13 protein-coding genes are annotated in these 11,777 nt (G+C 60.7%); 11 read left to right on the forward strand and 2 right to left on the reverse strand.

The window, feature by feature from the left end; genetic code table 11:
• Positions 1–42: 42 nt before the first annotated feature.
• The 6 genes from puuE (at position 43) to ADU59_RS22135 (ending at position 3,068) form a co-directional block, all read left to right on the forward strand.
• On the forward strand, positions 43–972 hold the full coding sequence (puuE, locus tag ADU59_RS22110; protein WP_068956944.1) for an allantoinase PuuE: 930 nt from the start codon (positions 43–45) through the stop codon (positions 970–972).
• Complete coding sequence (uraD, locus tag ADU59_RS22115; RefSeq protein WP_068956606.1) at positions 972–1,475, forward strand: 2-oxo-4-hydroxy-4-carboxy-5-ureidoimidazoline decarboxylase; 504 nt, start codon at positions 972–974, stop codon at positions 1,473–1,475. Before puuE ends, uraD begins: the two co-directional genes overlap by 1 nt.
• Before the next feature lie 42 nt (positions 1,476–1,517).
• Entirely contained in the window at positions 1,518–2,015 is a 498-nt protein-coding gene (locus ADU59_RS22120) for an ureidoglycolate lyase (protein WP_068956608.1), read from the forward strand.
• Positions 2,016–2,028: 13 nt separating this feature from the next.
• Complete coding sequence (uraH, locus tag ADU59_RS22125; protein WP_068956610.1) at positions 2,029–2,391, forward strand: hydroxyisourate hydrolase; 363 nt, start codon at positions 2,029–2,031, stop codon at positions 2,389–2,391.
• A gap of 100 nt (positions 2,392–2,491) precedes the next feature.
• Positions 2,492–2,794 carry a type II toxin-antitoxin system RelE/ParE family toxin gene (locus ADU59_RS29770; RefSeq protein WP_083198395.1) on the forward strand — a complete coding sequence of 101 codons (303 nt, stop codon included), beginning with the start codon at positions 2,492–2,494 and terminating at the stop codon, positions 2,792–2,794.
• Complete coding sequence (locus ADU59_RS22135) at positions 2,784–3,068, forward strand: addiction module antidote protein (RefSeq protein ID WP_068956614.1); 285 nt, start codon at positions 2,784–2,786, stop codon at positions 3,066–3,068. The genes ADU59_RS29770 and ADU59_RS22135 overlap by 11 nt, the downstream gene beginning before the upstream one ends.
• Before the next feature lie 7 nt (positions 3,069–3,075).
• Here ADU59_RS22135 and ADU59_RS22140 read toward each other — a convergent pair whose 3' ends face one another.
• Positions 3,076–4,212, reverse strand: coding sequence for an alpha-hydroxy acid oxidase (locus tag ADU59_RS22140; RefSeq protein WP_068956616.1), 1,137 nt, complete (start codon positions 4,210–4,212; stop codon positions 3,076–3,078).
• A 112-nt stretch (positions 4,213–4,324) separates the two neighbouring features.
• A complete protein-coding gene (locus ADU59_RS22145) occupies positions 4,325–5,290 on the reverse strand; it encodes a helix-turn-helix domain-containing protein (protein ID WP_068956618.1) in 966 nt (321 codons plus the stop codon).
• Between the two features lie 159 nt (positions 5,291–5,449).
• Between ADU59_RS22145 and ADU59_RS22150 the strand changes: the two genes are divergently transcribed.
• From ADU59_RS22150 to ADU59_RS22170, 5 genes are all read left to right on the forward strand, one after another.
• The gene (locus ADU59_RS22150) at positions 5,450–6,676 is read left to right on the forward strand and encodes an ABC transporter substrate-binding protein (RefSeq protein ID WP_068956620.1); all 1,227 of its coding nucleotides are present in this window, start codon (positions 5,450–5,452) and stop codon (positions 6,674–6,676) included.
• Positions 6,677–6,896: 220 nt separating this feature from the next.
• Positions 6,897–7,805: a carbohydrate ABC transporter permease gene (locus ADU59_RS22155; RefSeq protein ID WP_068956622.1), complete on the forward strand. Its 909-nt coding sequence runs from the start codon at positions 6,897–6,899 to the stop codon at positions 7,803–7,805.
• Positions 7,805–8,656, forward strand: coding sequence for a carbohydrate ABC transporter permease (locus ADU59_RS22160; RefSeq protein WP_068956624.1), 852 nt, complete (start codon positions 7,805–7,807; stop codon positions 8,654–8,656). The genes ADU59_RS22155 and ADU59_RS22160 overlap by 1 nt, the downstream gene beginning before the upstream one ends.
• Positions 8,657–8,704: 48 nt before the next feature.
• Positions 8,705–9,802, forward strand: a complete 1,098-nt coding sequence (locus tag ADU59_RS22165) for an ABC transporter ATP-binding protein (protein ID WP_068956626.1) — start codon at positions 8,705–8,707, stop codon at positions 9,800–9,802.
• A complete protein-coding gene (locus ADU59_RS22170; RefSeq protein WP_068956627.1) occupies positions 9,802–11,733 on the forward strand; it encodes a beta-galactosidase in 1,932 nt (643 codons plus the stop codon). Before ADU59_RS22165 ends, ADU59_RS22170 begins: the two co-directional genes overlap by 1 nt.
• The last annotated feature ends 44 nt before the right edge of the window (positions 11,734–11,777 follow it).

Consider the following 11,777-nt stretch of genomic DNA (forward strand, 5'->3'; position numbering starts at 1 on the left):
GTCTCGGATGCTACCGTTCCGGCAAATTCGAAGGGTGATTTGATGGCAGACCAATCCTATCCGCGCGATCTCATCGGCTATGGCCGCAATTCTCCACAGGTTCGCTGGCCGGGCGATGCGCATATCGCGGTCCAGTTCGTGGTCAATTACGAGGAGGGCGGCGAAAGCTCCATTCTCGATGGCGACAAGGCGTCGGAATCGCTGCTGTCGGAAATCGTCGGCGCGCAGCCCTGGCCCGGCCAGCGCAATCTCAATATGGAATCGATCTACGAATACGGTTCGCGCGCCGGCTTCTGGCGGCTCTGGCGGATGTTCACCAGCCGCAACGTCGATGTCACTGTCTATGGCGTAACGCTCGCCATGGCGCGCAACCCGGACGCGGTCGCCGCCATGAAGGAAGCCGGCTGGGAGATCGCCAGCCACGGTTACCGCTGGCTGGAATACAAGGATTTTTCCGAGGAAGAGGAACGCAGGCACATCCTCGAGGCCGTGCGCCTGCACAGGGAACTGACCGGATCGCACCCGCTCGGCATGTATCAGGGCAAGCCGTCTGCCAACACCTTGAAGCTGGTGCTGGAGGAGGGCGGTTTCGTCTATTCCTCTGACAGCTATGCGGATGAACTGCCCTATTGGGTGCCGGGCCTGACCAAGGACAAGCCGCACCTGATCATTCCCTATACGCTCGACGCCAACGACATGCGCTTTGCGACGCCGCAGGGTTTCAATTCGGGCGACCAGTTCTTCACCTACCTCAAAGACACATTTGACGTGCTTTATGCCGAGGGCAAGGAGGGCAGCCCGAAGATGATGAATGTCGGCCTGCACTGCCGCCTTGTCGGCCGCCCCGGCCGGGCCGCGGCGCTCGCCCGCTTCGTCGATTATGTGCTCGGCCATGAGAAGGTCTGGATTCCGAAACGCATCGATATTGCCCGGCACTGGCATGAGCATCACAAGCCGGAGGGCGGATTGTGATGAGCGCGCAAGAAAGCTTCGTCGCACAGTTCGGCGGCATCTTCGAGCATTCGCCCTGGGTGGCGGAACGCGCCTTCGACCAGGACCCGCATATCGCGCTGACGGCCGGTGCCGTGCATGCAGCGCTTGTTGCCGCATTCCGCGCAGCATCTGATGCCGAGCGTCTCGCTGTTCTTAGGGCGCATCCCGACCTGGCGGGAAAACTGGCGATTGCCGGAGGTCTGACGGAAGATTCAAAGGCCGAACAGGCCTCGGCCGGCCTCGATCGGCTCACAGTCGCTGAGCATGCGCGCTTTACCGAACTGAACACCGCCTACACGGAAAAATTCGGCTTTCCCTTCATTGTCGCGGTGAAGGGGCTGAGCAAGGACGACATTCTTGCCGCTTTCGAAACGCGGATTGACAATGGCCCGCAGGAGGAATTTGAAACGGCGTCAGCGCAGGTCGAAAAGATCGCGCTGTTGCGTTTGCGTTCACTGCTTCCGGGGGAAGACCATGCCTGAGACCATGTTGCCAAGCGTTTTTGTGACGGGATCGATGATCTGATGCCTCGCCTGTTGACGATTGAGCCGCTGACGCAGGCCGCGTTCGCTCCCTTCGGTACGGTCATCGAGGTCGATCCGGCGTCCATGCGGCTGATCAACGGTGGTTCGACCGAGCGGTATCATGCTCTGGCGCGGGCCGATGTTGCGGGCGAGGGAGCCTCCGTGATCATCAATATCTTCCGCGGCCAGCCGCGCGGCTTTCCCTATGCCGTGACGATGATGGAGCGCCATCCTCTGGGCTCGCAAAGCTTCTCGCCGATCGGCGGCGGCTCCTGGCTTGCCATCGCGGCACCGGATGATAATGGGAAGCCGGGGACGCCACGCGTGTTTCTGGCAACCGGCGCGCAAGGGGTCAATTACGGCCGCAATGTCTGGCACCATCCGCTGATGGCCGTCGGCGCGGTCAGTGATTTTCTGGTTGTCGATCGCGACGGGCCGGGCAACAATCTGGAAGAAGTCTTCTATGACGAACCCTTCGTCATTCCGAACCCAGTTTGAACGCGAGGTTTCCATGAGCACGTCCGGCCGCCTGACCACCCATGTCCTCGACACCGCGCTCGGCAAACCCGCCAAGGGCCTGAAGATCGACCTGTTCCGGATCGAGGGTGATGTGCGCCGCCTGCTGCGCACGGTCGAAACCAATGCCGACGGACGTGTCGATGGGCCGATGCTGGAAGGGGAAGCCCTTACAGCCGGAGCCTATGAACTGCTGTTTCATGCGGGAGACTATCTGCGCGGAACCGGCGCCAGCCTGCCGGAGCCCGCCTTTCTCGATCTTATCCCCTTGCGCTTCGGGATCGCCGATGCGGCCAGCCATTATCACGTGCCGCTGCTGCTCTCGCCCTTCAGCTACTCGACCTATCGGGGGAGTTGAGCGCTCTTCACGTGACATTCCGAAAGCGATCGTTCGATCGTCGCCATGCCGGAGTTGTGAATTGTAGTTTACAGTTTTTCCTGTAATCTAGGGTTTGAGAATGGAAGTTCGCCAAACTGTCATTTTCCGGGATTGGCTTGAAAGCCTGAAAGACGGGCGAGCCAGAACGCGTATTGCTCAGCGCGTTGTACGTTTGCAGGCTGGTCTTTTCGGCGATGTGAAGTTTTTCGATGGTATTGGCGAACTGCGTGTCGATCAGGGCCCAGGTTACCGCGTCTATTTCGTTCAGCGCGGAACTGTTCTGGTCATTCTTCTCTGCGGTGGTGATAAAAGTACACAGAGCAGGGACATCAAGAGAGCCAAGACAATGGCGGGCGATTTGGACATAGGTCATGGCGATTGAAACGCTGCCGTTTGATGCGGCACAATATCTTGACACAGCTGAATCACAGGCCGAGCTTCTCAGCGATGCCTTTGAAACCGGCGATCCGGCCTACATCACCGCTGCGCTCGGCGTTGTTGCCCGGGCAAGAGGCATGACGCAAGTTGCCAAGGATGCAGGTGTAACACGAGAGGCTCTTTACAAGGCTTTGAGCGCGGAAGGTGATCCCAAGCTCTCGACGCTTCTCGGTGTGGTCAAGGCGCTTGGTGTCAGCCTGACTGTTACGCCCGCATAAGCGCGGGTCACTGCGCAATCACATCCCGGTTGATATCGCGGATATCCCGCTTGCCGCAGAGCGCCATGGTGATGTCGAGTTCCTTGTGGATGATCTCGAGCGCCGTCGTCACGCCGGCTTTGCCGCCGGCGCCGAGGCCATAGAGGAAGGGGCGGCCGATATAGGTGCCCTTGGCGCCGAGGGCGATGGCTTTGAGGACATCCTGCCCGGACCGGATGCCGCCGTCGAGATGGACTTCGATCTGGTCGCCGACCGCGTCGACGATCTTCGGCAGCATGCTGATGGAAGAGGGAGCGCCATCGAGCTGGCGGCCGCCATGGTTGGAGACGATGATCGCGTCTGCGCCGGTGCGGGCTGCCATCTTTGCGTCCTCGACGTCGAGAATGCCTTTCAGGATCAGCGGGCCGCCCCACATTTCCTTGATCTCTGCGACATTTTCCCACGAAAGCTGCGGGTCGAACTGTTCCGCCGTCCAGGATGAGAGCGACGAAAGATCGGAGACATTCTTGGCGTGCCCGACGATATTGCCGAAGCTGCGGCGCTTGGTCTGCAGCATCTGCAGGCACCAGAGCGGCCGTGTCGCCATCTGCCAGATATGTTTCGGCGTGAATTTCGGCGGGGCGGAGAGGCCGTTGCGCAAATCCTTGTGGCGCTGGCCCAGGATCTGCAGGTCGAGCGTCAGCACCAGTGCCGAGCATTTCGCCGCCTTGGCGCGATCGATCAGGTTCTTGACGAATTCCCGGTCGCGCATGACGTAGAGCTGGAACCAGAAGGGCTTTGTCGTTACGGATGCCACATCCTCGATCGAGCAGATGCTCATGGTCGACAGCGTGAAGGGGACGCCGAATTCTTCCGCCGCCTTTGCCGCCAGCATCTCGCCGTCGGCGTGCTGCATGCCGGTCAGGCCGGTCGGCGAAAGCGCCACCGGCATAGAAACCTTCTGGCCGATCATCGTACTTTCCAGCGAGCGGTTGGTCATGTCGACCAGCACCCGCTGGCGCAGCTTGATGTTGCGGAAATCCTCTTCGTTGGCGCGATAAGTCCCTTCGGTCCAGGCGCCGCTGTCGGCATAGTCGAAGAACATCTTCGGCACGCGTCGCTTGGCAGCGGCTTTCAGATCGCGGATTTCGAGGATTTTGGACATGGCACGGGCTTTCATCTCAAGGGATGTCCGGCAATACCATGTTTGCAGAACGGTTGTTAAGAGCCGAGACGGCAAGAGGTAAAATAAATTTACCTCTTTGGCTGCGCTGCTTTCAATCGGCCGCCACGATCTGCCCGCTGGCCGTTGCGTGCACCTCGCGGGCCCGCGGTGGCTTGGCGAGGCGGCGGCGGAATGTGCCGGGTTTGGTGCCGAACCGCTCATGAAATGCCTCGTAGAACCGTGAGAGCGAGCCGAAACCGGCCTCGAATGCGATCGAGGTGATCGGCAGGTCGGTGGAAATCAGCAGGGATTGGGCGGTATCCAGCCGGTGCCGGACGATCGACTGATTGATCGTCATGCCGACCGTGCGCTTGAAGATGCTCATGGCGTAGTTCGGATGCAGCCCGACATCGCGCCCGACATCCTCGGCGGAGATGTTTTCCAGCGCGTGCTCGGTAATGAACCGCATCATCCGCTCGACATGGAACATGCGGTCCGCGTCGTGATGTTCGAAGGAGGCGATGGCCGAGCCCTGTTCGCGCAGGTCCTGCCATCCCTCGCGGTCAAGGCGGCGCACGCGGGCGCCCAGTTCCTCGCGCACGATCCGCTCCAGCTCCTCGTCTCCCGACAGCAGCTCCTCCCGCCAGCGCATGAAGATGTCGCGGTCATAGGGGCGGATATCCAGCGCCTCGATCATCGCGCCGCGAAAGACGGCATCGCGGAAACGGCTGAGGCTCGGCAGAGCGAGGAAGACGGACATCGGCACATAGAGGCAGATGAACCGGGTCGGCTCCTTAATCTGCGTCACCTGATGCGGGATCATGCCCCAGAACAGGCAAAGCCGGCCCTGCGAAACGCTGAGCTCGCGCCCGTCGAACCAGTAGGTCATTTCGCCTTCCAGCACGAAGTTGAGTTCGATCTGGCTGTGCATGTGCGGGCCTTCCATGCGCCGCACATTGATGTTGTCGCCGGCACAGAACCGATGGTCGCCGAAAACAACCAGCGGGTGGGCGGGGTCACGTTCCGGATGAACCGGGATCGCGCCGAGCCTGTTCACAAGTTTCGGGCGTCGTGCCATTGCATATCCTGTGGATGTTAGGAAACCGGAAGTTTATGCTGAAATGTCGGAAGTAGATTGCGGGTTTCGGCAGCAAGGTCAAGCGGCTCATGCGGGGAAGAGGAACAAGACGAGCCGCAGGACGCAACGGCATCACACGCTGATCCTTGGGAGGATATCATGATTTCTTTTAAAGCCGCGCTCGCGCTCGGCTATGCGCTGACGGTCTCGACAGCCTTTGCCGGCGAACTGGTCATCAATTCCGACCAGTCCGATCCGGCGCCGAAAAAGGCGATGGAAACGCTGCTCGAAGGCTTCAAGGCCGCTCATCCGGACGTCACCGTCAAGTGGAACAATTTCGACCACGAAGGCTACAAGTCGGCCATCCGCAACTTCCTGACCGCAGACGCGCCCGATATCGTTTCCTGGTATTCCGGAAACCGCATGGCCCCCTTCGTCAAGGCCGGCCTGTTCGAGGACGTGACGGACCTCTGGACCGAAAACAAGCTGGATGACCAGCTGAAATCGGCCGTCAAATCGATGGAAATCGACGGCAAGAAATGGGGCATTCCCTATTCCTACTATCAGTGGGGCATCTATTACCGGAAGGATATCTTCGAAAAGGAAGGGATCACCCCGCCGAAGAACTGGGCCGAACTGATCGCCGCCTGCGAAAAGATCAAGGCGGCCGGCATGACACCGTTTGCGATCGGCACCAAGGCCCTGTGGCCGACCGGCGGCTGGTTCGACTATCTCGACCTGCGTGTCAACGGTTACGAGTTCCACATGGACCTGACCGCCGGCAAGGTTCCTTATACGGATCCGAAGGTGAAGGCCGTGTTCGAAAAATGGGCCGAGCTGGTGAAGCCTGGCTATTTCCTGCAAAACCATGCTGCCATCGACTGGCAGGATGCCATTCCGCAGTTCGTGCAGGGCAAGGCACCGATGTATCTGATGGGCAACTTCGCGGTTGCCGCGATGGTGGACGGTGGCTTGAAGGAGGACCAGATCGGCTTCCTGCAGTTTCCGGAAATCACCGCCGGCATTCCGATGGCCGAGGACGCGCCGACCGAATCCTTCCATATGCCGTCGGGCGCGAAGAACAAGGAAGATGCCCGCAAGTTCCTCGCTTATCTGGCTACGCCTGAAGCGCAGACCAAGATGAACGATGTTCTGGGCCAGCTTCCGGTCAACAACCAGTCGGCCAAATCGAACGATCCGTTCCTGAAGGCGGGCTTCGAGATGCTGGCGAATGCCTATGCGCTCGCGCAGTTCTACGACCGCGACGCACCGGCGGAAATGGCCAAGGCCGGCATGGAAGGTTTCCAGCAGTTCATGGTCAAGCCTGACGCTGTCGACACGATCCTTGAGCGCCTCGAAAAGGCACGCGGGCGGATTTATAAGTAGTCATCTTTGGTGTTTGCCCCTCATCCGCCCTGTCGGGCACCTTCTCCCCGTAAACGGGGAGAAGGGACAAGCGGTAATTGCGGTCGTCTCTTCTGGCCGCGGTAAGCGCGTCAACCTCTGATATCCCCTCTCCCCGCTTGCGGGGAGAGGGTTAGGGTGAGGGGCAGTTGCCCGGCCTGCAGTCAATCGATTTCAAACTTCTTCAACAAAAGGGGCCGCGATGAGCAGCACCGTTCCCGCGACGTCCGGTTATTGGAAACGCAACCAGCAGCGCCTGGCACCCTGGCTGTTTCTGGCACCGGGCATGATCATGTTTACGATCTACGTGATCATCCCGATCTTCGAATCCATCTGGATCAGTTTTTATGACTGGGATGGTCTGGGCGCCAAAACCTGGATCGGCGTGGCCAATTATGTCGAGTTGTTGGATGACGAGGCATTCTACACGTCGCTGCAGAACAATATCCTCTGGCTGGTGCTGTATCTGCTTGCGGTGCCTGCGGGGCTTGCCGTGGCGCTATTCCTCAACCAGACGGTCACCGGCATCCGGCTCTACAAATCGCTGTTCTTCTTTCCCTTCGTCATCAGCCAGGTTGTCGTCGGTCTGATTTTTACCTGGTTCTATGCGCCGGATTTCGGCCTGCTCTCGGCGCTGATCAAGGCGGTCAGTGGGCAGGATATCGCCATCCTTGCGGACGAACGCTACGTCACGCTCGGCATCATCGCCGCCGGTCTCTGGCCGCAGATCGCCTATTGCATGATCCTCTATCTGACCGGCCTCAACAATATCAATCCCGAACAGGTGGAAGCCGCCCGCATGGATGGTGCCAAGGGCTGGTCGCTCTTGTGGAACATCGTGTTGCCGCAGCTCGGGCCTGCCACCTTCATCGCCATCGTCGTCACGGTCATCGGCGCGCTGCGTTCCTTCGACCTGGTGTCGATCATGACCGACGGCGGGCCTTACGGCTCGAGCCGCGTGCTGTCCTTCTACATGTACGAGCAGGCGCTGTCGGAATATGGCTATCGCATGGGTTACGGCGCGGCGATCGCGGTTGTCCTCTTCATGATCATGATGGTCTTCATCACGCTGTTCATCGTGCGCATGCTGATGCAGGAAAGGAACGCCTGATGTTTCCAACCCCTGTCCAGAAGGCCGCCCCCTGGGTGCGCCACGCCTATACGGTCATCCTGCCGATTGCGCTGATCGTCTGGCTGCTGCCGCTGATCGGCGTCGCCATCACCTCGATCCGCCCGTCCGGTGATCTTGCCGCCGGCAACTATTTCGGCATGCCCTCGCGCTTTGCCGGTATCGAGAACTATACCGCCGTGTTCCGGGATTCGCCGATCGGCTGGTACATCCTCAATTCCTTCAAGGTGACGATCCCCACGGTGATCGGCGCGGTGGGGCTTGCCTGCCTCTCGGGCTTTGCGCTGGCGGTCTACAAGTTCCGCGCCAATCTCATTGTCTTCTTCCTGTTCGTGGCGGGCAATTTCATTCCGTTCCAGATCCTGATGGTGCCGGTGCGCGACATGACGCTGAAGGCGGGGCTCTACGACAGTATCTCGGGTCTGGTGCTGTTCCACATCGCCTTCCAGACCGGTTTCTGCACGCTGTTCATGCGCAACTTCATCAAGTCGCTGCCGTTCGCACTGATCGAATCCGCCCGTGTCGAAGGCGTCAGCGAGTGGCGGATCTTCCGCTATATCGTCCTGCCGCTGATGCGGCCGGCTATCGCGGCGCTCTCGGTACTGGTCTTCACCTTCATCTGGAACGATTATTTCTGGGCGACGGTGCTGGTGCAGGGGCAGCATGCGATGCCGGTGACCGCCGGGCTCTATTCGCTGAATGGGCAATGGATTGCCGCCTGGCATCTGGTCTCGGCCGGATCGATCGTTGCTGCCATGCCACCGGTTCTGATGTTCTTCCTGATGCAGAAGCATTTCATCGCCGGCCTGACGCTGGGGGCGACCAAGGGATGATCGCCGCCTGCTTTTCCACATTTCAACAGTCTTCGGGAGGCAGGGCCAATGGCTGATGTCACACTCCACAATGTCAAGAAACAGTTCGGCGCCGTCAGCGTCATCAAGGGCGTGGACCTGACCATCGCCGATGGCGAGTTCTGCGTCTTCGTCGGCCCGTCCGGCTGCGGCAAGTCCACCCTTCTGCGGATGATCGCGGGCCTTGAGGACATCTCCTCCGGTGATCTGAAGATCGGCGGCAACGACATGACCCATGTCGGCCCGTCCGAGCGCGGCGTCGCCATGGTCTTCCAGTCCTATGCGCTCTATCCGCACATGACCGTTGCCGACAATATCGGCTTCGGCCTGCGCATGACCGGCCATGACAAGGCGGAAATCGAGAAGCGCACCAAGCGCGCGGCCACCATGCTGCAACTGGAGCCGCTGCTGACCCGCAAGCCATCCCAACTCTCCGGCGGCCAGCGCCAGCGCGTCGCCATCGGCCGCGCCATCGTGCGCAATCCGGAGGTCTTCCTGTTCGACGAGCCTCTGTCCAATCTCGATGCGGCGCTGCGCGTGCAGATGCGCACCGAGATCAGCACGCTGCATCAGGATCTGAAGGCGACGATGATCTACGTCACCCACGATCAGGTGGAAGCCATGACGATGGCCGACAAGATCGTTGTGCTCTCCGCCGGTTCGATCGAGCAGATCGGCTCGCCGCTGGAACTCTACCACCGGCCGAAGAACCTCTTTGTTGCCGGCTTCATTGGCTCTCCGAAGATGAATTTTTTGCGTGCGACGGCCGTGCCCGCCGGTGACCAGATCCGGGTGACGCTGCCGGGAGGCGTCGATCTTCTGCTTCCAGCTGGAGATGCGCATGTTAGCGAGGGCCAGCCGGTCACGCTCGGCATTCGCCCCGAGCATATCGATGCGGACGCCAGGGACGGGGCCATCCTGCCGGCAAAGCTGAGGCTTGCCGAATATCTCGGTTCCGAGACCATGTTCTATGTCAGCCTTGCCGACGGCAGCGACATCGCCGTCAAGGCCGATGGGCTGGCCACGGCGAAGCCGGGCGCGGATTTCCGCATCGGCATTCCGCCCAAGGCCTGCCACCTCTTCGACGCCTCGGGCGTCGCCATCATCAACGGGGATTTGACGAAGTAATGTTGGGCGTTTGCTATTATCCGGAACATTGGCCAGAGGCGTGGTGGGCAAAGGACGCCCGCCGCATGCGCGAGCTTGGAATTTCCTTCGTGCGCATTGGTGAATTCGCCTGGTCGCGGCTGGAGCCGAAGCGCGGCGCGTTCGATTTCGGCTGGCTCGACCGGGCGATGGACACGCTCGGTGCCGCCGGGCTGAAGGTCGTGCTTGGGACGCCGACGGCAACACCGCCGAAATGGCTGATGGACGAATATCCGGAGATCGCGCCGGTCGATCAGCAGGGCCGCGCCCGCGGTTTCGGCTCGCGCCGGCACTATACGTTTTCCTCGGAAGTCTGGTGGCGCGAAAGCGCGCGCATCGTCGAGATCATCGCCAAGCGCTACGGCGAACATCCGGCACTCGACGGCTGGCAGACCGACAACGAATATGGCTGCCACGACACGACGCAGTCCTGGGGGCCGGAAGACCTGAAGGCGTTCCGCCGCTGGCTGCGGCTGCGCTACCAGTCGACCGAACAGCTCAATGATGCCTGGGGCAATGTCTTCTGGTCGATGGAGGTGAACAGTTTCGAGGATGTGGTTCTGCCGCACCTGACGGTCACCGAGACCAACCCGGCGGCACGGCTCGATTTCTGGCGGTTCCAGTCGGAGCAGGTGGCGGCCTATGACAAGATGCAGTGCGACATCATCCGCAAGCATTCGCCCGGCCGCTGGATCACCCATAATTTCATGGGCTTCGTCAACGATTTCGACCATTGGAAGGTCGGCGAAAACCTCGATATCGCCTCCTGGGACAGCTATCCCATTGGCTTTGTGGAAAAATTTCCGTTCAGCCAGGAAGAGAAGAACCGCTGGGCGGAGACCTCGCATCCCGATATCGCGCCGTTCCATCACGATCTCTATCGCGGCGTCGGCCGCGGCCGTTTCTGGATCATGGAGCAGCAGCCGGGCCCGGTGAACTGGGCGCCGTGGAACCCGGTGCCGAAGCCCGGCATGGTACGGCTCTGGACCTGGGAAGCCTTGGCGCATGGGGCCGAAGTCGTCAGCTATTTCCGCTGGCGTCAGGCGCCGTTTGCGCAGGAACAGATGCACGCGGGGCTGAACCTGCCGGGATCGGATGAATTGTCTGTTGGTGGCCGCGAGGCGGAAATCGTCGGACGCGAGATCATCGAGACCGGCGAACTGCCGGCAACCGAACAGGCGCCGGTCGCTATCGTCTATGATTACGAGACCCATTGGGCCACCGTCATCCAGCCGCAGGGCAGGGACTTCCAGTATCACGATCTGGCCTTCCGCTGGTACGAAGCGGTGCGTAAACTCGGCCTGAACGTCGATTTCGTTCCCCCGGGCGCTTCGCTTGACGGCTACAAGCTGGTGCTGGTTCCGTCGCTGATGATGGTATCGGACGCAGCTCTTCAGGCTTTCAGCGCCGCTCAGGGCATCTTGCTCTACGGCCCGCGCTCAGGCTCGCGCACCCGCCAGTTTGCCATCCCGGACAATCTGCCGCCGGGTCCACTTGCCGCACTCACCGGTGCGCGCCTTACGCAGGTTTCATCGCTGCGTCCCGGTATCGAGGACGCCGTTGCCGGTACCGTCTCCGGTGCTGCCATCCGCTGGCGGGAATATGTCGAGACGGACGGCGAAGTGCTGGCGCGCTTCGGCAATGGCGATCCGGCGCTGACGGGCAAGGGTGGGCACCACTATCTCGCCTGCTGGCCGGATCAGAGCCTGCTTCAGCAGACGCTGACCTATCTGGCCGCGAAAGCCGGCCTTGAGACGGTGGTGCTTCCGGATCATATCCGGCTGCGCAGGCGCGGCGGGGTGACGTTTGCGTTCAACTACGGAACGGAAGTCTGGTCGAGCCCGGCAGTGGGCAAGGTCATTCTCGGCGAGGTGAACGTGAAGCCGCAGACTGTGGTGGCTTGGCGAGAATAAGGGTTCTTCTCGATATGCTGTCTATAGCACTATGACGAACCCAA

The sequence above is a fragment of the Pararhizobium polonicum genome, assembly GCF_001687365.1.
Classification (GTDB): Bacteria; Pseudomonadota; Alphaproteobacteria; order Rhizobiales; family Rhizobiaceae; genus Pararhizobium; species Pararhizobium polonicum.